The following is a 24,493-nucleotide window of genomic DNA, read 5'->3' on the forward strand; positions in this document are numbered from 1 at the left end:
CCTCTGCCTTCGGAGGGCAGTGCTAGGGGCTATATTCACCGTTTAAACCCCGTTTGTTCTTGTTTTCGACCTGTTTCGAGTCCGTTTAGACGCCTGTATCGTGGGCGAAACGTGGGCCAAACCTGTTTTGTTCGCTCACGCCTCGGATTTTATCACGGCCCAATCGCGCTATTCAGGCGAAAGTTTCCTTTGAGCTGCAAGCTCGGATTATTGCCGGCATCCGAAACCCAAATCTCATATCGGTAGGTTGAGTTTGCGGATAGCTGATTGTAATCCGGTTCTTGCAGAAAGAAGCTCCAGACCGCTCCTGGAATATCCACGAGATTTACCTGCGGCGCTGTTGTGAAGCGGTGTATCTCGGTTGAAATCGAGTTACTACCGGATCCGATAATTAGAGCGACTTGGCTATTCGAGGCGTCTGGCCATGCGGCCCCGTCCTTCTTTAGAGCGGCGCTAAACTCAATGGTTTCACCGGCTGTAAATTCTGTAAGGTGTTCAAGTACGGCCATTGTTCAGCCCTCCCCAACGAGTTGCGTGTGTGACGAGTTCCCCGCCAATGAAATGTCTATCGAAGCGCCATTGAGCGCGACAAACGAAGTGTTGCCCGTTATCAGGGGATCGAAAATGTCGGTCACGGGATAAATGATCGCCAAGGTGGCGCTATATCCCGTTACGCTCGCTTTCCCATACCCAAGCCCAATAGCAGCGCTTGTTGAAATCGAGACAGGCGAACCGTCCAACGCAGTTGCACCAGCTCCAGCCGCAGCTCCAAACGATCCGGAGCCGACAGCATCCAAGCCCTGCAAACTCACCTCACCAGCACCGGCGTTGATAGTGGCGCTGACGCTATACAGGAAGGCTTGCCCCTCGATCTCGACTGCACCTGCTCCGGCAGTTGCCGTTGACGCGCCGGAAAATGTGGGTGTCTGCCCCTCGATCTGGATCGCTCCAGCTCCGGCGCTGATTGCAGAGCTGGCGCTGGCCGTTGCTGACCGCCCCTCGATCTCAACCGCACCAGCTCCGGCGAGTATGGTTACGGATACCGGCGTTTCGCTACTGAATGATGCAGCCAAACCCTGTACTTCGATCGCTCCAGCTCCGAGCGACAATGCCGCGCTGCCCGATACGGTCGGCCCTAAACCTTCTATGGTCGAAGCTCCGGCACCAGAGCTGCCGACAAACTGCCCAGACACAACAGGAGCTTCCCCCTGCATGTCTGCCGCCCCTGCCCCTGAGCTGATCGCGGCGTCAGAGGTTAAGCCTGGGGCTTCCCCTGACGTGCTGACAGAACCGGCCCCTGCTTCAATAGTCACCGAAGTTCCGGTTGATTGATAGTCCTGCCAAAAGATCAGCAACGACATGGCGTTACCTCAGTCCGAATAGAAGCACACCGCTTACACGGTCCGTCGCATCGGTGATGTTGCATCGCTTGCGCACAGAAATTCGATCACCAGAAACAAGGTCGCTTGGGAACCATTGAATCGCGCTGGATAAGACAGGGCGCTCCTCTGTCAGATAGAAATCCTTGAGCTGTTCGATGATTGTAACCTCAGAGGAAGCGGCCCCTTTGGCAAAATCGAACCAGCTATGGTTCACTTGCTGCGCGAGGTTGAAGTTGTCGTTACACATCACCCCGAAATAAGCGTAATCGTGCGAGAGAGAGCCGCCCTTGAGAGGATTATTGCTATAATTCGACGTGGCCATGCTTACTTCGGTCCATGCGCCCCACGTATCAGCAGACCCGCCGCTATCGACAGTCGCCCAACGCCCATAGTTCCCAGGCGATAGATCGAACGGCCCACACTCCAAACGTGTAAAACTCGGAGTGGCGCTGAACAGGCTCGCTTTAAGCCCGACAATCTGCCCCGTGATATTCGACCGCACGTCTTGGGAGCAAGCCGCAGAAATGCGGGTTCCAGCGGGGATAGGGATTGTAACGTCCATACTGATCGTGTTGATCTCGCCGCCCGTGTAAAGCGGCAAATCGGCGATAATCACCTCGGAGCCAGACGCCCCAATGGCCACATGAAACAGGCCGTGAACACGACCATTGTTCGTAACATTGACTCTGAACCCGCCCCAATCTTCCGCTGTGGAAGCGTCAAGTTCGTGCCATGTGTGTGCGCTTACGTCCCACGGATCAGCCATTTGATGCTCTGTCGTGGTCGCCTTGAACCTGAAACCATCCTCGTTGTTGTGGGTTATGTCAGGCGTGGGAACATTCCAAGCCATTGCAACACCTATGTAATAGCGGCGGTCGAGCGGAAGACGCCGTTTGCGTTGATGGTGACACTAAAATCGCCGTTCGTACTGGACGCGGAGCCGCCAGAAGGAAGCAGATCAACAAAGGAAATCGGCAAGTCGCTCGCCGCCAGAGTGCCGTTTGCATCAGCATCGCGCACAATAACCGCATATTTCGCCGTGATTGTCGCGGAAGACCACACTTGGTTGTCGCAATCGACGGTCACGATATTACCGGATCGCGATACCGTAACGGCCAAGGTTTCGCCGTTCGTACTGTATCCGCCACCGTTGGCGACTTCATCAGCGGAAATATCCGACCAAGCATCATCCGTGAGCTGGTTCGGTGTGTAGCTGTCTGCTACCAGCACCATGCGGAAAGAGTCGTTTTCAAAATCCACATTGCCCTTGTGAATTTCTTCTAGGGCGTGGGCAAAAACAAAGAAATCATCTGCTGCCATGTTGAGCTTCCTTCTGTTTGTGAGGACATTCCGCCCTCCAATCTTCGTTGTTTACGAGGTCTTTCTTGAAGTTGGTTGGCCCCGTGAGAATCCGTGCATCGACTTCGGCTTGCGTGAACTCGCGCGGTTCATATCGGTCGCAAAAGAGCGGCCCTTGATAGACAGGGACAGGATCAGGGCCGCAGCCACTCAATAGCGCGGTCGCGCAGATCATCATCAGACAGAGAATTAATCTCATTGGCTCGCTCCCTGTGTTGAAGGTTTCCGTTCACCCGCGCCTCGCAGCCCTCGATTTGAGCGCTCAGAGCGGCGTTATCAGAGATCAGGGCGGCTTTGTCGCTCCGTAGGTCCATGACGTACCAGACCAGCCCCGCCACCGCTGCCAGAGCCACCAGAAAGGGCGCATATCGCGTCAAGAACATCATCGCTTAACGTTTGCCCCCGTGATTGCGTCCATGAGCCGAGCGCGTTTCGTTTTCTGCGAGAAGTAAATGACAGCCACCGCCACCGCGCCGAGAGCGGCAATCGTGGTCCACGGCATTGCAGAGATCGTATCCAGCACACTTTCCGCGTCTTTCGCCGCCTTGACCGCCTCAGTGACCGCCACGATACCAAAGCCGCCACCAGCGGCCTTTTCCGCGTTGTTGGCGTTTTTGATCGTCACAGAGGCTTCCTTGAGGTCTTTCATGGTCACATCGCGCTCGATCATGCGCGGCTGGGCATCGTTCAGCGCCAGCCATGTATTGCGCCCCACGATCCCGTCAGCCACCAAGCCATTGTCTTTCTGGAAGAGGCGCACCCCATCATCGAGGAGCTTACCGAAATCGCTATCAATGCGGCCAATGTTGTAATTCAGGTCATGCAGCTTTGTTTGCAGGTGGCGCACCAATGGCCCCTGATCGCCCCTGCGGATCGTGTGCAGACCGGCAGGAGGCGCGTCCACCGCGCGGCGATAGCCAAGCACCCGCTTGATTGGATACTTCTGGTCGCTGACTTCGTTGCCTTGGTTTCCGCCGCGAATAATCACCTTGTCGCCCTGGAACCCGACAAGGAAGCCCACATGCCCTTCTTTAGCGTCCGGATGGTTTCGCCATAGAACGACCACATCACCGGCCACAGCCTCGGATTGGCCTACCTTCTCGCCCCAATCCAGATAGGACCGCGCGTTGAGCTTGCCCGTTCCATAAAGGCCGATCAGCGCCAGCACAGAGCCGACGAAAGCGGCGCACCACGGGGTTTCATCATCCTTGACCCATGAGTGGCCAGAGTCCGCGAACATCTGGACGATTTTAGGATTGTGCTTTGAGCCAGCCCACTCTTTGAGGCCGATCCAAGAGCCAGCCGCATCGAGCAGCGGAGCATTATATTTTGGGGGTGTAAAGTGCATCATTGTAGCGCCTCATGCTTGGGAGCTTCGAAGAGGTTAGAGAGAACGCAGCGCGGCCCCATCGGGATTATCCAGAACTGCACCCAATGGCAGGTTTCGATGTAGAATTGCCCAGAGTGGAAGCCGCGATTTATGCAGTTTTCCAGCGCCACATCAGAACCGATCCACCACCAGAGCGGCTTCACAAGGGGGTTTGTATTTCCCGCGTTGGCGCGATAGCCGAGCCATTCCGGCGTCTTGTAGTGGCAGACTGCGGAATGATCCTCGCGCAAGACTGCAACGCTGTACTTCCCTTGGAAGTCCTGCCGAATTGAGCGGTCAGCGGTGACGTAAAATCCCGTTCCAACTGGACTCACCTGCACCGACTTCAAATCGTAGTAGGCATAAGGAATGACCAGAATAGGAGCCGTGACCAGAAGCATCACGGCAAGCAACAGCCAATTCACGATGTTGTTGTTGTTTCTTAGCCAAGCGCGTGTATGGGTCATTTCGTGCTACCTCCGAAGAATAATGACGAAATCCTGTTTGCCGCCGCTGCAACCAATTGCTTTGTGTCCACGTCCTGAATGACGCTTAGAACCAGATCGAGGAGCCAGAAAATCAGGGTTGTCGTCAGAACAACCGACAGGGTTTCCGACCGCCCTAAAATCGCGCCCACATCAGGAGCCAGCGAGTAACCCAGAAGAGTTGAGATCGCGACAATCACCACCGAGCGTTGCTTGCTTTGCACCCATGTCCGTTGGAACACGAACAGCGCAGAGCCGACCAGAGCGAGATAAAACTCCAAAGGTTTTCCGTTGAACACGTATGCGCCCCTTTTGTTTTCATTTCCAAGGCGCATAATATTCATCTGAATATTCATGCGACGATCCTCAACAGCGTCCCGCCCTCTTGGGCGAGATAGATGTTTTGGACTATGCCTGTCAGGATTGCCGTTGTGCGGCGTTTTTTCAGGACCAATAGGAATCGTCGGTGAAGTCTGCCGGAATACCGCCTGGGCGATCCTTCAAGGCTTTGGCTTTGAACGTCACAAGCGTAACGTGAGCTGCCGCAGCCTGTGCAAAAGCAAAGGTCGTTTGGGCGTCCATAGGCGTCACTGTATTATCGGACGCGATAAATCCGAACGCCTCCGTTCCACCATGCCAATACAGATCGCCAGCTTGTGCGCCGTTTAGCATCGCGAAGCCAGCCAGAGAACCAGCGCCGTTAATGTTGGCAAGCGAAGAAGGGTCGTTCTGATACTCAACGCCGTTGAAGGTAAAGCCCCCGTATTTCCGGCGATCTTTCTCTTCATTCACAAGCTGTCGCAACCGCTCTTGCTCTTGCTCGTTGGTCGGAACGTAAGGATTAGCGCGGTTCCCCGCACGGCACCATTGCGCGTATAAAACCGCCTCGGAGCTGCCATCACCACTATCGACAAGCTCGGTGTGGCCGTTTTCAAACTCTATGAGAACAAGTCCGTCAGGTTGTGCGGTTGCGGTTACAATGTGCATATCTATCTAGCCTCTTACGCGGATACTTGAGCTGTGAAGTGCAAGCGCACGATCCATTCGCTCGCGTTCTGAGTTAAGTCAGAACCGCCCGTATACTGCCCTCGGTCCTTAGATCGGAAAGTTAGGGTGTTGGGCCAAGACGGATCACTATTGGATAATACCCACGCTTCGAGCGAGGTTTCTGGGAAGTCGGCGACATTCGTGATTGCGAACTCCATCCCCCCCGAAGCTATGGTGCCAGTTTCGATGTGAGGCAAAGGCCAACCCTGCGCATCGCAAAACGCATTGAGATCAAAACGACCACTGAATGTTGCATCATTATCGACGCGCTTCGAAAAGCCTCTGATTGTCAGCTTGATGCTGTAATGAGCTACATCGCCGATTGTGTGGCGGTTAACCTCCACATCATGCAAGGTCGCGGCTGTATCCCCGTCAAGGTTCATGTCGAGAAGCCAAGCATCTGTGCCGTTGGTGGTGGTATATTTCCGTGAGTCTACCGCGCTCAATTCAAGGGTGCCGCCAAGCACAACCTCCCCATAGGCTTTGACGCAGGGCAGAAGCGCCCTGTTACGTGGTCGAGTTTCCTTGCCGTAGCGCGGCGAGCCATTGCTGCCATAGGTTTCTGGCTTAGTAGCGGAAAGCTGTCCGGCCAGCTCGTCCAGATAGTATTTTGAATCGTCGTTCTGGCCACCTTCTTCCACGTCCTCCTCGGAACCGCCTTCCTTATGGAGTTGGGTATTGCCGCCACTTGTGCGCTGAATGTTGTGACCGTGGCCTTGGAACATATCGTCTTGCCACGTACCGAACCCGCGCCCTGAATCTCTAGTGCCGCGCCCGTGGTCCCAACCGCGAATAAACTCGCCGCGCAGGTCAGGGAGTCTAGGGTCTGAGCCAGAAGTCCCATAAGGCGAGCCAGCCGCAATAAGGAAGTCGCGCAGCTCTGGGTGGGCGGTCGTCACCGCCGCGCCGTTGGCTTCAAGAAAACCGGCTGGAGGCGTGGGTGCCAAGAACCACAAGACAGTGCCGACCGGAACTATGTTTGCGGCAGCAAGGTCAACATTGGTTTTGTCCTCGATGGTAAAGGGCGCGGTCGTGTTATAGAGCGCTTCCGAAAACTGTTGAACATCTGAGCCGATCCGCAAGCCAAGGTTTTCTCGCGCTAGGGCCGCGTTCTGCACATCACTTAGGTTCTTGTTGGGCGCAAGCCCCCCTAAGACAGCATTATCGGCAGAGGCTTCGGCTTTCTTCGCCCAATGCATCGCCGAATACTCGCCATTCTGAACGACAGTATCCTCGGCCTCTGTTGCCCATTTCCGCGCAAGAGCGGCTTGCTCTTCAACAGCGGCAGAGAAAAACACGCCAGCTTTCGGAAGAAGAAGAACGGTAATGATAACATCATCATCCGGCGCGATTGGGAAAGACAGAACATCGTCAGTGATTGTGTAGTCGCTGTCTTGCGTGGTTTGCAGAGTGCTACCCACATAGATGATTGCGTTTTCCTCACTTTCCGGCGCAAAGGGCAGCGTGAAATCAAGAGTTGTTCCATCGCCGGTGAAATATGTTTTCGTGAGGTTGACCGGCTCCCCTGTCCGATCCGCATAGTCCAGAATTTCGGCTTCGAGATATTCGATGGCGCTGTTGACGCCAGACACAATATCATCGTGCGAGGTGTCTAAAGCTGTGCGCGTAGCTTTCTCGCCCTGTGCATAACGATTTACGAACTTCCATACACGCGCGAGGCGCTTGGCTTTGTGGTCGAACGGCATCCCGCAATTCCCTCATAATTGTTGAGGGAAATATGGCAGGGCAAGTTATAGAGTTGCGGCGATTGTTTGGCTGGATCAATCCCAACGCGGCGGCGCGTGGGTATCCATATCCTCTTCGAGCAAGAACTGATCCATCGCAAGCTGGTCTTCCACCAGATCGAATATCTGGCCACACACAAGCTGCCGGTCGCTCGCCTCGTCCCAGAAGCCATCCCAAAGTGCGGAATCCATTGGCTCTTCGATGGCATCTTGGGGCGCAGCATCAAGGCCGGTGCGCTTGCCATAACTGAAAGACAGGGCAGCAACACCGATCAAGGCAAACACAAAGGTTAAAACAACATCTTTATTCAGCTTGTGGCCCCATAACTTTGACGAAACGCTTGTTGAAGCGCAGGAACAGCTCTTGCTCCCGATCATAGATGATTTTCTTGCGACGATCCCGCTCATTACGCGACAAACGCTTGTTCTCGTCAAGGGCGCGGCGTTGTTTTCGGTTCTCGCGCAAAACTTTCTCTATTTCTTTCCGCGTATTATCCAACTGCATTGCCTTGCGAACATGCTCCGGAATGGGTTGCCCTGCCTCGCGGTAAAGTTTCGCGGACTCTTTCGCTTCGTTCAGCTCGTCACGGAAGCGATAGTAGCGGTCCCGATCCATCCAAACGCCGGTGTCGATCTTAACAGAGCGATAGAACGGGATATTTCGGCCCTCGATTTCAGAGGCGTTGCCTGTGACGGTCTTGGAAGCAACGTCCCAAGCGCGGCCAAGGAAGCGGCCAGCACCCCCAGAGAGGAAGCCGAACACATGGTCGATATACTCCGGCGACACATCGAGCGCTCCGGACTCGGCAACCGTGCCGCCCGTAGCCTTATTCGCAATATCCGAAATAGCGCGTGAGGTCAGAGAAGCGCCGCCATAGTATTTGTAAGCGTCCGGCCCGTAGTCACCATATGGGTTTTCTGGGCGGATTGGCCGACCAAGCCAATCCTCATTCATGGCCATTTCGTTGATTGGGTCGAGGACAGTCGGCGTAAGCGTCTGCTGGACGGAGCCGCCCGAAATCGGAGAGAACGCACCGAAAACAGCCCCCGCGAAATCCGCAATGGCGTCTTCTGGGTCTTTCACTCCTCGCAGAACCTTGCTGATCTGAACCCCCATATACGGGAAGGTGTTGTAACCATAAGGCAACCACACACCCGCAGCGGAGCCGCTATCAGGCCCAAGCATGACAATAAGGTTTGTCTGCTGCTTGTAGTCAGGGATTTTGTCGTATGCCAATTCCCCGTCTTCGTCCTCTTCGGACAGGCCAGCGTTCACCATGTCGAGGATCGCGCCCAGCGCCACCATTCCAACGCCATATTTTGCCATCCGTTTGCTTGTCATAGCACGGAACAAAATCTGAGTGCCTTGGAGGGCCGCGTTACTGAAAGGATAGAGGGCGTTAATTGTTGCGCCCCATTCTCCACGGCGGTTGAAGTTGACCGTGAGGTTTTTGGAGAGGCTTGCCGCGTCCTGTTTGCTCCATCCAGCCTTGCGAGCTTCGACGTATGCAGCCAAGCGAACCGCGTTATCAACAGCGAGGTTGGTGCGCTCGATAAAGCCTAGAACGGGGTTATCGCGCGTTGAAAACTTGGCGAACCGGCTGGCTTTCCCAAGCCGTGTTGCGCCAGCCATCTTGATACGCTTTTCCATGTCCGCGCGTCCGGCCTCTGGCTGGTCCATCTTCCAGAAGGAAACCTTTGCACCGGCCTCGTCAAACTCGCGATAATAGCGAGTCCACTCGGAATCCTCTTTGTTGAGCTGCCCACGGTAGGCACCGGCAAAGGCTTTCGGCCAGCTTTTCAGCATCGCCTTGGCCAACTTGTTTCTGTCGTCTTTGCCGAAGCTCCGAATGTTGATCTGCGCCGCTTGCATGTCTCGGAAGGCGTTGCGGATAACAAACTCAGGATCGAGCATGGTGTTTACCGAAGAGAAGAACCGCCCGAACTTGGACATAAGCCCCACGAACCAGCCCATTTGATCCGCACCGACCGAACCCAACGCCCGTGCAAGCCGATCATCGTGGAACATAATCCGGTGTTCTTGTCCGCTGATTTTCACGGCCATTTCGTTCGGCTCCATGAAGAGCGTTACGGGGTCTTCAACGCGGGTTTCAACGAGGCCGGTTGTCTTGTTGTAATACCGCTTGCTCTTCGGCTTCTTCACAGACCAAAGGCGCTTGGATGGGTGCGCCTTCGCCAGCTCGACAACGGCTTTCCCCACGATGTTTTTCTCGGAACGGATAGCAACCTCTTGCGCTTGCGTGATCGCAGCTTGCAGCGGGTTGAAGGCTTCCGATCTGCGACCGAGAGCGCGTTTGCTTTCAGCGCCGCGCGTGTTGAACCTCCGGCCTATGCCTGTCACATCAAGCGTTGCATCGGCATGGTCAGACTCCTCAAAGCCCTTGAGCGGAACATAGAACTCGTACTGGTTGCGCCATAGGTCGGCGTCCTCGTTTGAAATCAGGCCGGAATCTTCCCGCATCGCGAGGGTTTTCTCGCGCAGCTCGTCAATCTTGCCGCCGATAAATTCAAGCGTACTGCGGTGAGGACCAAGGCTCCCTTGCATCAGGATGCTTTCAGCTTCGGCAGTGGTCATGCCGGAGCCGCCATCCTCCATGTCGGGGTTGATCCGCGCAATGTGTTCGTTGCGCTCCTTGGCGTGACGCGCATAGAGCCATAGGCCCACATCGTCCATCGTCAGTTTGCCCTTTGTCGCCGCGATGGCTTCAATGATGGGCTTGGTAAACTCTTCATCAATCTTGAAGAGGTGATGGCCGACCTTGCCGCTAAAGGTTTCCTCTGCGGCGTATACGTTCATTTCTTCCGGCAATTGGGTGCCGGTTTTGCGCACGATAGCTTCTTGGGCGCGAAGAACTGGCAAGAAGCGATCCTGAATCCTTACTCGCGCCTTGTCGATCCAATCATAAGCCGCGCCAGAGGCATTGCCCAAACGCCGCCAGTATCCATTGCTGGCATCGGTCAGCTCCTCCCAAATCCGGCGATCCGGAATATGGGCAGCGCCTTGCATCGAGGTCCGGCGATGTGCGCGGCCTTGAGCTGTCGTCGTCGGGTTGAAATACGCGCGTTGCTCTTTCGTGGTCTTCGAACGCTGTTCGCTGATTGACCGCGTGAAGAACGCCCCCGATTTCATGGCTTTGCGCAATCCACCAGTGTCGAGCGTGTCATATCCAGACGAAAACGCCTGACGGAGCGCAGAGCGCTTGTCCGCGTGTTCCTCGTGGCCAGAGAACCCGTGTTCATCATAGTAGGTCACGCGCCAACCATCCGTGCCGTTTTGGCTTCTGGTGACAACAACCTTTATGTGAGAGCCGTTCGAGTTTAACAGCTCAACGCCCCCTTCTTTCTTCGCCAGGGTATCAGCCAAGCTGTCACGCGCCTTAGACAGCTTTCCGGATTGCTCGAATAGGCGCTTTGGTTTGTCTTCGTCGTATTCCCCGCGATCCAGCTCGTCCATGAGCTTGTTAAACTTTTCGCGCTCGCGACGAACGGCCTCGGCCTCGGCTTGATTACGGGCGCGAGGGATTGCGCCGGAACTGCCATCGCCTTTGCTCCGCGCCCCTACCGCGCCGCTATCCATGCGAGCAAACACGTCTTCGAAGGTTTGGAAGCCCTTCCCTGTCACCGCGTTTTTAAGCGCCTTGAAGAAGCGCACAATCTTGTTGAAAGACTGACGCACAAGCCCGTTCTGTGGGGCTTTCTTCATTGTGAAGGCTTCTGCGAACTCCTCGGCAATGCCTTCCTCGATCTGTTCGGATGGGGAAAGGTCTGGATAGCGTTGCACGATCCGGTGTTTTTCAACCCACTTCTTAGAGGAGGCGGCTTCCAGAACCTTCCACTCAGCCGGTGTAAAGAGGTTCATCGAGCGCAGAGCATGTACGGCCTCATGTCGAAGCGTCTGCATCGGGTCTAGGCTCGCGCCGATAACGATCTTCATGCGACCAAGCATGTTTACTTCAAACGCACCTTGACGGTTGCTGTCTGAGCGATCCGCGTCCAGCTTCACGCGCTTGAGGTTCAGCCGGTCCAGCTCCTTGCGCAGATCAGGCAAGACGCTGGCAACATTCTCCTGCGATTGCATTTCAATTTGCGCCTTTTGGGCGTCTGGCTTTTGAAGGATTGCCATTGGGCGCATAGCGGCTTCGCGCAGATCGGGCGTAATGTCGATAGACCAAACCGGATTGATAGCACCAGCCAAGTCGAAATCTTTCGCCATTTCGATACGTTGTTCCGTGGTGAGGTTATGGAACATACGCACGGCAGTATCATAAGACTTATCTTCGCCACCCATAGCGTCCAGATAATCTTTGTATTGCGGTTCTGAAAACTCGAGTCCGTTCTTCTCGGTGAGCCACTTAAACATATCCTTGTGGCCGATCTCGGAGGCGAAAGTGTAAGGGTTCACTACATCGTCATTATAGAAATCAACCATATCGCGGTTCAATTCCACCTTCGCCCCTGTTTTCTTGGCAAGGCGGCTGATCGAGCGTTTGATTTGCTGGTCGTATGCGATGGAATAACCGCTATCGGAGAAGGTGATTTTCTGCCCTGAAATCACGCCCTCTTCGTTGCTAAGGATTTCTTTGGCAACGGAAGGCCCAAGAAGCGCGGAAAGCGTCTTGCCTTTTAGTGAGGCATCGTCAGTCTCAAGAATGACACCCTCGGCGCTTGCGATGATATTTAGAAGTCCGCCCTCGTCTGCCATTTCAAGTTTTACCACTTTGGCATTGTCACTGGTGGACGTTTCCCAATCGATCTCCTCAACCACGTTTTGCGCTGCGCTATCCCATCGGTCAGCTTGCATATAGCCTGGCGTCCATTGCAGCTTGTCGTAGCCCTGCTCGGCGGCAATACGCAACAGGCGCTTAACCATGAGGGCATAGGTCGCTTCTTCTTTGTAAGGCGTATCGGGGATCGACTTGTCCAAAGTCTTCTCTGATCCGAGGGCAACAAGCTCAAGGTGAGCGCGTTTAGACTCCTCTCGCGCTTCCTCCGCTTTTGCCTCAAAATCTTTGCGCGTTTGGTCTTCCATATAGGCTTTTTTGAAAGCCTTTACGCGCGGCTCTTCGAGGAAATCTGGATCGTCGGGGCGTCTGAACCCCGCAAACTCCATATAGGACAACTTGTGAGCAGGAACTTTTTCCGCTGCCGTTTCGTTGTATTTGTCAATGAACTCGTGGAAATACTTGTACGGTGAATATTTCTCAATAACGCGGTTCGCTTCGTCATACGCCTCTTGCATTTCCGCACGTCTTGCGGTCACGGACTCCGGCTCTGTACCTTCACGCCATGCGCTTGCCAGATCGCTTTGGATTTCCTCGACAAAGAGAACCTTTTCGCCCGTGCTTGTCTCGCGGGTTTTGATCCGCGCATGAACGACAACATTCTCTTGCTCAAAGTGATGGGATTGGACGAACGGAGCCTTAACGGAGTTAAGCGCCTTGTCGCGCCACTTCAACGCCGCTTTATGCTCTTCCGAGTTTATGCCGTGTTCCTGCGCCGCCTCGTGAATATCCTGATCCAGTTGGTTGCGGTCGAACTCAATCGGCTTGTTTTTGCCTTCCTTGTGCAAGGCAGGTATCCGAAGCAGAATTTCTTTGTAATCTTCGCCTCCGCCCTCGGTGTACTGTTCAAAATTGGCTTCGAAGTCATGCCTACTGGCTTTTTCTCGCGCAATCTCTTCGATCTCTGGAAAACTTATAGGATCATCAAAAAGATCAGGGAAGTAGTAGTTATCGCTGATGGCATCATATGTGCCGTGGAAGTGTTCATGCTTTCGAGCTGTGCTGTTATACACCGCAACAGTCGCCTCGTATTGGTCTGGCTCTGTGTAATACGCATCGGTTGCGCGTTCGATGGCTTTCCGCATCACATCGTCTTCGTCAACACCATCTTCGCCATGCTCCGCAACAGCTTCCTCGCGCAAGTCGTCAAAATAGAAATCCTTGGCGTTTTCCTTAATGAAATCGCTGTCTGGCTCGACTGCATCGTTGGTTTCAACATCAACAGAAATATCGTCCTCCTCCGCCCCAACCTCTTCGATAATCTCGATTTGGTTGCTGCGCACGAAGGCTTCTAGCGCTTCCTTGGGGATTTGCTGCTCCTCTTGCGTGTCCAGCCACTCTTCGACACCAAGCCATTCAAGCTCGACCTTTTTGACCGATGGCAGCTTGGCGAGGATTGCTTTCCAATCTTTCGCTTGAGCTTTCTTCTGCTTCAATCCCTCGATCCCGCGTAAGAGCGGGGAATAGTACATATCGAGCGGTCGCTGATCTTTCGATGTGATCGAGGTGTTTTCGACCTCTTCAACGAACGCGGCTCGATCTTCTGGGCTTCTGAATTGATAGCCAGGAATAGCGCCCTTTCGATTGTAACCGGACCACCAACCATCGTGTTTTTTGGCGATTGCCACAATGCCTTTGAAGGCATCCTTGCTCACGCGCGTTTTCAAGGAGGCCACAAAAAGGTCTTCGCCTGTTTTCGCGTGAACTGTCTCGCCCAACTTGAAACCGTCACCAGTATCAACCGGCACATCAGGACGCGCCGCCTCTTCGGCCTCTGCGGCATCCTCGAACGCATCCGGCGCTTCATCCGGTGCTACGCGGCTCGGAACGTCAATATCCTCGATCCGGTCAAACAGCTCTTCAACAGTGTTTGCATTGTGCAGATTGACGCGCTTGAACTGCGCGGCGTGTTCTGCGGCAACCTCGGCGTTGTCGATCCGGTCGATAATGACAATCCGCGTCATAACCTTTGTGCCGGCCTTTTCGAAGGTCGCTGATGGAAGGTTGATTTCGGCGCTCAAGTGCAGGTTCTTCACTGACTTGTCGTCTTCGTTGTGGAACCACGCATCAAAACGCTTGTCTGCGCTCGGCCCTGTCGGGATCAGCGCCACAATGCGTCCCCCGTTTCTAAGGTGCTTTGCGGCTTTGGCCACATGCTCGATGGCAGTCTTGCCACCAGAACCGTAAGGCGGATTCATAACAACGGCATTGTACTTGTTAACAATGTTGTGGTCTTCGAAACCAATGTTGTGAACGCGCGATCCTGGCGCGTGTAGCATGGCTGTCGAACTCAAGTCTGACGAAGGCTCGATCAAGGTGCGATCCACATCATCCGGCAGATAACGCGCAATCGCGCCATCCCCTGCCGATGGCTCCAGTACGCGCTCGCCGGATCGCAGCTTTGCCCAACCGGCCATTTTGTATCCGACAGGTTCCGGCGTGGAATAGAAATCAACGCCTTTGCGCTGGTCGCGCTTGGCGGTGTTCTTCATCCGACCGTGGTAGTGCGTCTTGGCCCGATCCCAATTACTTAGGGCGTTGTCGCCCTTGTCGCGCTCCTTGCCGCCCGTGCCTTCCAATAGGTTTGGCTCGATCTCCGAGGCTTCAAGGTAGGTTTCAATAAAGCTACCTCGAATAGCCCGTGCTTGCTCCCCAAGAGCAAGGTTCTCGACCGTTCCGGATTTATCGGCAATTGAGCCAGCAAAGGCGCTGCGCTCCCATGAGGTGCCAATCGTGTAATAGCGATAGATCGCGTCAGTAACCGATCCCACGCGATAAATGCGGCCCTCTTGTTGCAGCGTGGTTGCCGGTCGTGCTGGCATACCAAGGTTAATCAAAACCCGCTGATGCTCGCCTGTGGTGTCGTGCAGCGATAGCCCTGCCTCACCCGCCGCCGATTGGACAATGATAATATCCTTGCCGTTGTTGTCGGTGTTGAAGTCGTTCTTGCGCTGCTCGCGTTTTGCTTCCGGAACATCGCCATTGTAAACCATAGCATCGTCACCGAACGCACCTGTGAGCGTTTCAATCGGGGATTTGTATTTGTGGAAATCCCATTTCTCGATCTGGGGGAACTTGTTCAACAGAGCTTGGTATTCGCTATACCCCTCTGCGCCCTCTGAAAACGGCAGCATGAACGGGTTTGAGCCGCCACCTTTGTTGTAGTCATGGAAAACCACAACCTTCCGGCCAAGCTCCCGATGTTTGCGAATATCCTCAACAGCGGATTGCGCTTTGATCGCTTCCAGCAACCGCAAGCGTGTCAGATAATCAAACTGCTTGCGAAGAGCTTCGCGCAGTAAGCTCCAACCCTGCTTGCCTTTGGCGTCTTTTTGCTTGCTCACCCAATCCAGAACAGCGTCGATTTCTGCGCCGACTTTACTGTGAACGGTCGCGAACTTGCGATCATAATCAACATCAACATCAATCGCGCGTCCGGACAGAGCGCCGCTTCTCTTGAGTTTTTCGTGGAACTCTCGCTCGAATACACCGCTATCAACAGCGGCCTCCGGAGCTGTCAGTTTGTGGTAACGGATGCGATAGCCGAAGTTTTCAACGAAGAAGAACGAACGGCCATCTTGGCGGCTCCCGCTATCGGTGACGCCATCCGAAGGATAGTTGAACAAATAGCCCTCGGCATAATCGAGGCTCTTGTCGTAGGCAAACGGGGTGGCAGACAGGAACAGAACCTTAGAACGCGGAGCGCTTTCCATTTTCTTCACGTATGCGCGGCGCTCGTTTGCAAACTTGGCATAGCGAGCTGACTTCCGTTCCCCGTCCTTCATGGCCTTAATCGCCGCCAGCTCGTCGGCATGGAGCATATTGAAGCGATCATGCAAGCCTTTAGGGTGGTTTGTCACCGCGCGGAAGAAGGTCTGCGTTGAAGTTTCGCTTCCCTCTTGGTTCGAATTGATGTTTTGCGCCTCGTCCGGCACCACCAAATCCCAATCGCGCTTCGCAAGAAGGTTGTTTTTTCGAGCGTTCGAGAAGGTCGTCGCGACAATCCCCTCGCCCTTGTCCTTGGAGTTCTTCAACAAACTGATGTTTAGCCCAAGATCAGAACCCGCCGCGATCCACTGTTTCAGAATCCCTTTCGATGGGGCGAGAATGAGCGTGTTGGTCTTGCCTTGTTGCGCAAAACGCTTGACCACACCAAGGCCGGTATATGTTTTGCCGGTGCCGGTGCCGTTCGTAATCAGCATCCCGTGGCCATCTTTTGCTTGATAGCGGCTCTCGACCTTGAAAACGTCCTCTTGCTGCTCTGGAAGAAGCAGAGGCAAGGTTTTGCGAATGTTGTCTTGATCGGCCAGCTTGACCGGCAGCTTATCCGCCGCAGCTTGCGCCGCAGCTCGATCTGTTATGTCGGCATTTTCCCTAGCAACTTGTGAAGCGTCTGCATTTCCGCCTCTGTCATTCGGAAGTCTTGGTTCGCCACGTACACGGCTTCGTCCGCTGTCTCCAGAACCAGAAGGCTCGGCTGCGGCCCGTTCTCCCGTAGATAGGCGGCTATCGCCTCCCTCTCCCATAGAAGAGGCATCACTTTCAGGTAGCTCGCTGCCAGTGTCGCGCTCCCGATTTCCTTCTCGATCCGCGCTTCTTCCTTCTCCAGAGCGGTTTCCATCAGGTCCGTTGGAAGCGGGAACATCTGTTGCGCCCACGGCGTCCGAAGCGGGTGGTTCTCCGCTATCTCGTTCCAGATTCTCGCTGGCGCTTGATACATCATTCAGCTCCTTCAAAGTCTGAATAACAGACTTGCTATCATCCATATCGGATACGTCTTCACCGTTCGCATCCATTTCATCGCGAACATCATTATACGCGATCCGCGCATAACGGCCAATCGAAGACACGGGTAATCCGAAATCCTCTGACATATCAAGAACATAGTCACGGAATTTCCGCGCTCCGGCCTTGATGTAAATACCTGCCGCCTCGACCGCGAGCGCGACCAACTCAGGATCAAGCCCCGCGTTGAGCTGGTTTTTCATCTTGTCGGCAAACTTGGCCTTGATGGCATCGAGCCGCGCCGTTTCCTCGCTTGTCATGGAGGATTTCTTAGACGCTCGCTTGCGCTTGGGCTTGTTGCTGGTCAGAGGCTTGGTGATGGGTGCCGGAGTGTCAAAGACGAAATCAGGGTCGAATAGATAGCTTTCGGCGCTATCCTTGTCCGATTGGCTTGGATTTTTCGTATCGGTGGCGTTGAACATTCGGGCGTTGTAATCATCGCCCCGCGCCTCTGCTTCGGCTCGTGCGTTCTCGATCAGCCACGCATTAACCCGCTTGCCTGTGTTTTGCGACTTGCGTTCTGTGCTAAAGTCGAGCTTCGGGAAGGGTGTTGTTTTGCGGCCTGTGCTTGTGAGTACAACCTCACCGGCGGCGAGCTTATCGCCAACCTTGCCCTTCTTTAGAGCATTGCCCCGCTTTCCTTGTCCTTGATTACGTCCATCGCGTGACGGACTTGCGCCTTGTGAGTCTGATACATCGGATCGCCCTTGCTTGGTGCGTCCTCTTTCAGCTCCTTCAAGAACTCCCGCCAAGTCTCCACGGTGGCGCTCATAAGTGGAAAGTCTCGCATTTTCGTCACCTTTGTTTGGGTCGGCCCACACCCTCTTGAGGCTTGCGACCATTCTATCATAAGTCGGTTTCAGCTCTGGGTGTGAAGTGAACGGGTTTACGTCCCGATCAAAGAACGCTTCGCCAGCTCCTTTTACTTCCGCCTCGATCAGACCTGCATCGACCAGCGCCATTGTAACCGCAGCTTTGTGGTATCGACCAGCATCTAGCGAGTTAAAGCCACCTTGTCTTGATTTAGAGTCCTTGAAAAATCCATCATTCGCGAGTTTGACCAGCACACTAGACGCCTTTTTCCAAAGGCTTTGCCCTGTGTTATATAACGCGTGGTCTATACGCGCTCTTTTCTGGTCCTCTTGACGGAACTGCGCCTCGGTATCGACAACACCAGTATACCCCAATGCCTTTCTAAAGGCTGGCGTTGGCTTTGCATAGAATACGGTTCCGTCATGCCCGACAGCATAAACACCAGAAACGCCAGGAGCGGCAGCGGTCACAATGTCCGGTTCAGATAGAGCAACATCGAGCGGGTGATTGTGCCAAATCACCAAGCTCTCCGAGCCATCAAGGAACAGGGCAAATTCAGCGGGTGTTCCTGTGGTGTCTTTTGTGCCTTCGCCAACAGCAACCACCTGACCTTCGGCGTCGATCAGTATCAAATGCTCGTTTCCGGTTCTCTTCCCGTTTTCAAGCACGTAATCTCTGGCTTGCTCTCCGATGTTTTCGGGCGAAAAGCCCTCGAAGTCGCTCGATCTGTCTTTGAACCGGCTCGTGGTCTTGGCCCATGAAGGCACGGTGCGCTTTGAATATTGACCTGCCTTCTGGTGTTTAGGCATCGGCTTGTTAAGCTCTTCAATAAGCGCATCTGTTGGCGTCAAGAATTGACCGCGATGACGCATCTTCTTTTGGTCAAGAAGGATTGCTTTAACCCAAAGGCGCTCGCCTCTGGTGTGCTTCGCGATACCTTTGGCTGCGTAAGCCTCGCTGTCTGGGTGGGTAAAATCGAGGCTTGCCCCCTGCTCGGTGTTGCCGATGTAGGCGGCTTTCTCCAAGAGTTCAGACACACGCGCGGCGCTAGGGCGCTCAATGCCCGACCGCTCAAGAAGCTCGAACGCATCGCTGGCGCTCATTTTCTCAAACTCAAGCCCCATTTCAACTTGGTGCAAGAGAATGTCGCGCACCTTCGGGTCAACGCTCTTGCTAGGCGGCGTGACTTCCATCGCTGGTTTTGAGGTGTCACCGTTGGCAACCCACTCCTTGAACTCGGCAACGTCCATCATGACGACACCGTTCTGGCGGCGCTTCGGGCCTTTCCCGTCACTGAAACCGGCGTCATAGGTATCTTCTGCATCGCGCCGGTCGGTGAAACCGATTAAAACCTTATGCTCGTCAAATTCGCCTGTCTCGGCGTCCACCTGATCCACAACAAAGACGCGCGTACTGTCGAGGTCTTCCCCCAGATACACGTCCACATGGTCGCCATCTGCGCCCTCGGTGCGCTTGATATAGCCGTAATGCGCTGGCATTTTGACCGACCATGACTTGCCGGTGGCATTGTTGGTCTTGGAGCGCGTCGATCCTTTGGCGTTTTCAATGGTAATATCCAAGCCCTGCCATTTTACATGGCCCATCTTGTAATTACCGGCCTCTTTCTGGGCGTCCGTTGGGTTCTTATCGGCTTGCGCTGCGGCTTCCTTCATCCGCTTCGCTTTTTCGAGCGCGGTTTTGGCCTCGTCAATTTTCAGCACGTCCCGCTGCGGCGCGTCCTCAAGTTTCTTTAAGGCGCGTTCAGCTTTGGAAAGGTTGAAATCTGCCTTCTCGGCCTCGGAGGCCTTGAAAGTGTCAGCCGGTGCAGACAGGCCGATCTCCCCATAGAGCTTGGCAATATCGGCCTCAAGGCGCTCTGGGTTTGCTGTCTTATGTCCTCGATGGTATGCCGCGCCGTTCTTAATCACGCGAACGGACAAGGCTGCAAGTGTGCTAACTTTGGCTCTCTTGTCGCGCATTTCTTTTGGAGCGCGACCGTCAATGCCGTTGATGCTGTAACCTGCGCCGTTTACTTCTTTCACCAGCTCGTCAACGCGATTTTCCGCCTCGACCAGCACGTTTTCAACGCCGCGAACCTTCTTCGCATCCGCGAACTTGCTTTTGTCGTCAATGAAACGCGCGAAAACATTCTTATCCGATTTAGGAGCTGCGGTTCCGTTAGCTTGCGCCTCGCCTTCCTGGATACGGCTTTCCCAGAAATCGAACACGTCTTTGGTCAGCCCTTTGGCTTGGGCCTCGTAAACAGCAACAGCGCCTTCCATGCCTCGCGCGAAATCATCCATGCCGGCCTTTTTCGCTCGGCTGATAAGTGACGCGGCTTTAGCCAGAGTCGGCGCATCCGGCACGAAATCATCCGGCGCGGTGCGCTTGGGGCTTGGCGGCTTCCGAGTGCCGTTACGCGCGGCAATCTCTTCTTGCTCTTCGAGTGAAACCCTGTCGCCATCGCTGGTTGGCGAGGCGGTCTTTTTGCTGTCCTCTTTTTTCGGTGCTGGCTCTGATAGCCCATCAAAGAGGTCTGCGCGGTCCATCGGATCGCCAAACAGATCGGTACGACCGCTAGGAGCTGGCGCATTTCCGCCCTCCATAGGCTTGCCCATTGCGGCTTCGAGGCGGTCGCGTGGTGTGATCGGCTCGACGCCATCAATAAGCGTTTGCTCTCCGGCGTCTGTTTTCTCGGTCTTGGCCGGTTCGGCGCTGTCTGGTGTTACTTCTCGCTGTTCGGCTTGAAGTCCCTTTTGGCGAGGCGCTCCCTGCGGATCATCCGTTGCGCCATTCCGTCCAGCTCCTTGAGGGTCTTTCCGGATCGCGGCGAGGAACTCTTTGACGATCCGTGATCCGTGTCGTGGATTGTCCTTGAGGTCTTTGGCGGCTGCGGTGAGTGCGTCACTGATCGGTCCCTTTCGGTTTGCCTCCGCTGATAGATAGGCGGCAGCTTTGGAGTCTGCTTCGACACGTTGCGCGTTCGCGTCCGCATCCAGCACGTTGCCTTCCTCTGTAATGGTTCCGGCGCGATCCGACAACATTTTGAAGGTTTGCTTATCCTGCTTGATCCGCTTCAACGCGGTGTCCAGAACCTTCGCGCGTTCCAGATAGAGGCTTTCGGCAATGTCTTCCTCGCCAAAGAGGCTGTCTTGTGTTTCGGTGACTGAAACCTGACCGGCCTGTTTCGCGATCATGGCCGCTTGAGCGTTATTGCTCGGCTTGAGTTTGTTCAGAAGCGCGACAACATCGGCATGAAGAGCGGGGTTTTCGACGTTATCCCCCACAACAGCGCCCCATTCTGGGCGCACGACCTCATTGACCACCATACCAAAGGCATCATCAGACAGTTTAGCAAGCCCCTTGGCATCGCGAACGAGCGCAGATTTGGGCGGCAGGTTCAGCGCGTCAATGTCTTCATCACTGTCGCGGAGAACCTTTGCGGCATCAATCGAGGTTCCGCTGCCTTCGCGAATGTTTTTCAGCGCAGCGAGGCGGCGCACGTCTTGCGGTGTAAACCCGTCTTCCTCGCGGATCACCTCAACATTCCAAGGCGTTTGCTTGCCTTGTTCCTGTAGGCGCTTTGCGAGGCCAAGGCGCTGATGGCCATCGGCGACAACGCGGCGTCCGTCAGCATATTCATAGACAATGCCGCCCATTGCGGAGCGCTCGTCCCAATCTTTAACGCCCTGCAAGCGTTCGGTCACACCGTCTTGGTCGCCGTGATCCTTGTATTGGAAGGTTTCCGCATCGGTTTCGACCTTCGCAACCTCTTCGGTCGGTAGAGTCTCGATGTGAATGTTGCCTTCGCGCTTCTCTGATGTGGGTTGACCAGCCGGAGCGTCAGAGGGGTTCCCCAAAACCGCGCCTCCTGCGTCCGACTGGTCTGTGCTGGCACCCACAGCACCCTCTTGAGCGTCAACGACTGTCGCCTCGCCCGTTCTTAGGTTGACTTTGATCTTACGTCCTGTCTCGACGGTTTCCCCGTCAACCTCTTCGATTTCGTCCATTACCTCGAACGCATCTTCTGGCGCGTTCGCGTCAACATCTGGCGCGTTCGCGTCAACATCTGGCGCGGTTTCACCACCCTGCGGAGCTTGTGGCGCTTGTGGCGCGTCCGGCATCTGTGGCGGTGTGTCCGGTGTTGGTGCCGGTGCGGTTCCTGCGTCCGGAGCTGCTGGAGGTGTCGGCGCTTCCGGCGCGTCTGGCGCGGCATCTGCCTTCTTCTTCTTCCGGTCGCTCATGTGCGCAACGCCGATCTCGGCAGGTGCGGTAACGGTTTCGCCAAGCGCTTCCGCGAGAATTTCCTTGGCGCTCATGTCCTGACCGGCCAAGGCACGGGCTGACGCCTCGCCACCAGCTCCGGTTGCGGCCTGAACGCCGGTATCGAGCGCCGCATTGGCTGTTGAAGTCTTGAAGACGGATTTTGCGACCGCTCCTTGACCAAGGATTTCGAAGGACGCAATCACGAGCGACCGGATTGCGCCGCGCTCGGCGGCTTCCCGCAACAGCTCTTCGTTCTGCAAAAGAAGCATCGCATCTTCTTCTGTTTCCAGCTTGATGTTTCGTTCCTCTAGGAACTCGTCGTAAGACGCGCCGTATTCTTGACCAACGGTCCCTGCGCCCATTGTCAAAGCTGAAAGTGTTGGGCTTCGAGTGATTAGACCGGCTGCGGCAGACGCACCAATTGAGGGAGCGCTTTCAGCGGCCACCTCACCAAAGAAGGTCGCAGCGCCCACAGGATCAGAGGCAACGACTTTCAGGCCATCCAGAAAGGTATCTGGGGCGTTTTGATATGCCTTTCCGAACTCTTCGGCGCGTGGCGACATAGGGAGCGCGGCGGCTTTCCCGCGCAGCTCGCTTAACTTCTTACCGGCTTCCACCCCTCGCTGTTGGGCTTCATCAACGGTCACATCATTTGTGATCGACAAAGAGTCGCGGCGGTCTTCCCCTCGCGCGGCCTCGGCGTTGGACGCGCGAATATTGAACACGTCCTTGAACATCGTAGCGGCTTGAGGTCCGCGCAGCTCTGCGATTGCAGTAAACGCGGCTTCCGGCGTTGAAATATCAAGCCCCTCTGGGATTTCAGGAAGGCCCGTATATTCCATGAACATTGATTTCAGGAGGTCTTCATCGCTTCCGGCTGCATCAGCAATAAGCGTCCCGCTTGCGGCCTGTGCGTAAGCCTCTGGCGTCATACGCGCACGGATAACACCGCGCTCAACGGCACGGGAAAAGCCGGTGCCATCAGGGTTTTCAGGGTTAACGCTCCCCTGATCGACCTTCGCTCTCGGCTTTCGAGGGTTCGCATTGCGACCGCTAAGGTGGCTCCCAGGCGCTTCGCTCGCGAAGTCTGCCGGATCGCGCTCCAGAATGTTGCGGATCGCGGGGTTTACTTCCTCTGGAGCTGGTGGAGCCGCATCCGGTTCAAGGAGCTGGCGCACCAGATCGGCGCTCGGAGCGCCAACAGGCGTTTGAGCTGTCGCCACATCGAGCGGTCGAGGCGCAGGGCGTGGGGATACGATCGGCGCGGCCTCTGGTCGAGGCGCAGGGCGTGGAGATATTGAAGGGGCAAGGATTTCGCTCAAGGCTTGAACCGCGTTATTTTGGACCGTAGGCGCGGCGACTTGAGGTACTGCGGCTGGTTGCGCTGGTGTTTGAGGTGTTTCAACCCCAGACACCGGATTGAGCGCGTTAATCAGCGCATCCCCCGCCCCTTCAACGGGCGGTATACTTTGTGGCGTGGTGCCTGAAACCTCTGGCGGCACATCGCTTATCGGCGAAAACTCAATCCGTTTATAAAACTCGGACTGATCCATATCCGAATAATATTTTCGGTGTAGGGCTGCGGCGAGGTCATTATCGGATACGCTATCGTACTCTGGGTACTTAGCGCGAATTTCTTTTAAAGTCTTGCTCATTAAAACAGGTCCAAGTTAAGACGGTCAAGTGGGGCTTCTTCCGTGCGAATATCCGCCGGATCGTTGGTCGGCGCTTGTGACGGACTCGCGCTATCCAGAATCGTAAACAGAGGCGCATACATCGGGTTGCCGCGCAGCATTTTTTCAGCCTCTTCCATGCTGTCCGCTTGGCCCGAATTGTAAAGCTCTGTTGCCGCTCCATTCAAAGTTTCAATGGTCGTATTGACGTGGCCCCATCGAGCCGGATCAATGCCGCCGCCCTCGACATTCGGGAAGACGGGTTCGCCCGTGTCCACGTATCGAGTAACGCCGAAACGATCCTTGAGGGTTTTTCGAGACTTTGCGCGTCCGCGCTTGGGTGGCGCGGTATCGCGCGTGAGCATCATTTCCGCCAATTTCTTGAGGTGATCCGGTGCATCAGGGTTGGACAGAATATCAAGCGCCTGGGCGGATTTCTCACCGCCTCCGAGATTGGCGAGAAGGTCCGCGCTCAATTCCTTTGTGCGCAGCTTTTCAGCCTCGTTGAACTTGTTTTCCGTCCGGTTTGCCACGGCACCACCGACCAGCGGCGTAAGGAACGCCAACAGCGGGTTGTTTGTTTGAGCTGCGGCCTCATTGGCTCCGCCGATCAAGCCCAAAACGAGATCACGTTGCGCACGGGAACCTTGCTCCGGTCGGATACTGTCAAAGAAATCACCGAAACCTGACCCAGAGCCTTCGGGAATGATCCCCTGCCCGACTCCGGATGGCATACCGCCCTGTCCAAACTTCGCCATGATCTGCCC

Annotated in this window: 13 protein-coding genes; all 13 read right to left on the reverse strand. The window is 55.2% G+C overall.

The genetic code is table 11. The features are described 5' to 3' along the window. Positions 1–152 precede the first annotated feature (152 nt). Positions 153–509 carry a hypothetical protein gene (locus N9C89_RS15605; RefSeq protein ID WP_263954959.1) on the reverse strand — a complete coding sequence of 119 codons (357 nt, stop codon included), beginning with the start codon at positions 507–509 and terminating at the stop codon, positions 153–155. Positions 510–512: 3 nt separating this feature from the next. Continuing rightward, on the reverse strand, positions 513–1,361 hold the full coding sequence (locus N9C89_RS15610; RefSeq protein ID WP_263954960.1) for a hypothetical protein: 849 nt from the start codon (positions 1,359–1,361) through the stop codon (positions 513–515). A gap of 4 nt (positions 1,362–1,365) precedes the next feature. Further along, positions 1,366–2,232, reverse strand: a complete 867-nt coding sequence (locus N9C89_RS15615) for a hypothetical protein (protein WP_263954961.1) — start codon at positions 2,230–2,232, stop codon at positions 1,366–1,368. A gap of 8 nt (positions 2,233–2,240) precedes the next feature. Then, positions 2,241–2,702 (reverse strand): hypothetical protein, encoded by a 462-nt coding sequence (locus N9C89_RS15620; RefSeq protein WP_263954962.1) that lies wholly within the window; start codon positions 2,700–2,702, stop codon positions 2,241–2,243. Continuing rightward, entirely contained in the window at positions 2,689–2,940 is a 252-nt protein-coding gene (locus N9C89_RS15625) for a hypothetical protein (protein ID WP_263954963.1), read from the reverse strand. Before N9C89_RS15625 ends, N9C89_RS15620 begins: the two co-directional genes overlap by 14 nt. Positions 2,941–3,123: 183 nt before the next feature. After that, on the reverse strand, positions 3,124–4,092 hold the full coding sequence (locus N9C89_RS15630; protein ID WP_263954964.1) for a TIGR02594 family protein: 969 nt from the start codon (positions 4,090–4,092) through the stop codon (positions 3,124–3,126). Next, positions 4,089–4,577 (reverse strand): hypothetical protein, encoded by a 489-nt coding sequence (locus tag N9C89_RS15635; protein ID WP_263954965.1) that lies wholly within the window; start codon positions 4,575–4,577, stop codon positions 4,089–4,091. The genes N9C89_RS15630 and N9C89_RS15635 overlap by 4 nt, the downstream gene beginning before the upstream one ends. Beyond that, entirely contained in the window at positions 4,574–4,951 is a 378-nt protein-coding gene (locus tag N9C89_RS15640; RefSeq protein WP_263954966.1) for a hypothetical protein, read from the reverse strand. The genes N9C89_RS15635 and N9C89_RS15640 overlap by 4 nt, the downstream gene beginning before the upstream one ends. Positions 4,952–5,039: 88 nt before the next feature. Beyond that, the gene (locus tag N9C89_RS15645) at positions 5,040–5,582 is read right to left on the reverse strand and encodes a hypothetical protein (RefSeq protein WP_263954967.1); all 543 of its coding nucleotides are present in this window, start codon (positions 5,580–5,582) and stop codon (positions 5,040–5,042) included. Positions 5,583–5,596: 14 nt separating this feature from the next. Beyond that, positions 5,597–7,348 (reverse strand): phage tail protein, encoded by a 1,752-nt coding sequence (locus tag N9C89_RS15650; RefSeq protein ID WP_263954968.1) that lies wholly within the window; start codon positions 7,346–7,348, stop codon positions 5,597–5,599. A 75-nt stretch (positions 7,349–7,423) separates the two neighbouring features. Further along, positions 7,424–7,672 (reverse strand): hypothetical protein, encoded by a 249-nt coding sequence (locus N9C89_RS15655; RefSeq protein ID WP_263954969.1) that lies wholly within the window; start codon positions 7,670–7,672, stop codon positions 7,424–7,426. Positions 7,673–7,691: 19 nt separating this feature from the next. Beyond that, positions 7,692–23,708 carry an LPD38 domain-containing protein gene (locus N9C89_RS15660; protein WP_263954970.1) on the reverse strand — a complete coding sequence of 5,339 codons (16,017 nt, stop codon included), beginning with the start codon at positions 23,706–23,708 and terminating at the stop codon, positions 7,692–7,694. After that, positions 23,708–24,484, reverse strand: a complete 777-nt coding sequence (locus N9C89_RS15665; RefSeq protein WP_263954971.1) for a hypothetical protein — start codon at positions 24,482–24,484, stop codon at positions 23,708–23,710. The genes N9C89_RS15660 and N9C89_RS15665 overlap by 1 nt, the downstream gene beginning before the upstream one ends. Positions 24,485–24,493 lie beyond the last annotated feature (9 nt).

It is taken from the genome of Halocynthiibacter sp. SDUM655004, assembly GCF_026015885.1.
GTDB classification, from domain to species: Bacteria; Pseudomonadota; Alphaproteobacteria; order Rhodobacterales; family Rhodobacteraceae; genus Falsihalocynthiibacter; species Falsihalocynthiibacter halioticoli.

Bases quoted from the DNA above. Each gene is read 5' to 3' on its own strand.
- N9C89_RS15625 (WP_263954963.1), bottom strand. From the start codon at position 2,940: ATGAGATTAATTCTCTGTCTGATGATGATCTGCGCGACCGCGCTATTG.
- N9C89_RS15660 (WP_263954970.1), bottom strand. From the start codon at position 23,708: ATGAGCAAGACTTTAAAAGAAATTCGCGCTAAGTACCCAGAGTACGAT.
- N9C89_RS15605 (WP_263954959.1), bottom strand. From the start codon at position 509: ATGGCCGTACTTGAACACCTTACAGAATTTACAGCCGGTGAAACCATT.
- N9C89_RS15645 (WP_263954967.1), bottom strand. From the start codon at position 5,582: ATGCACATTGTAACCGCAACCGCACAACCTGACGGACTTGTTCTCATA.
- N9C89_RS15635 (WP_263954965.1), bottom strand. From the start codon at position 4,577: ATGACCCATACACGCGCTTGGCTAAGAAACAACAACAACATCGTGAAT.
- N9C89_RS15620 (WP_263954962.1), bottom strand. From the start codon at position 2,702: ATGGCAGCAGATGATTTCTTTGTTTTTGCCCACGCCCTAGAAGAAATT.
- N9C89_RS15610 (WP_263954960.1), bottom strand. From the start codon at position 1,361: ATGTCGTTGCTGATCTTTTGGCAGGACTATCAATCAACCGGAACTTCG.
- N9C89_RS15650 (WP_263954968.1), bottom strand. From the start codon at position 7,348: ATGCCGTTCGACCACAAAGCCAAGCGCCTCGCGCGTGTATGGAAGTTC.
- N9C89_RS15640 (WP_263954966.1), bottom strand. From the start codon at position 4,951: ATGAATATTCAGATGAATATTATGCGCCTTGGAAATGAAAACAAAAGG.
- N9C89_RS15630 (WP_263954964.1), bottom strand. From the start codon at position 4,092: ATGATGCACTTTACACCCCCAAAATATAATGCTCCGCTGCTCGATGCG.
- N9C89_RS15615 (WP_263954961.1), bottom strand. From the start codon at position 2,232: ATGGCTTGGAATGTTCCCACGCCTGACATAACCCACAACAACGAGGAT.
- N9C89_RS15665 (WP_263954971.1), bottom strand. From the start codon at position 24,484: ATGGCGAAGTTTGGACAGGGCGGTATGCCATCCGGAGTCGGGCAGGGG.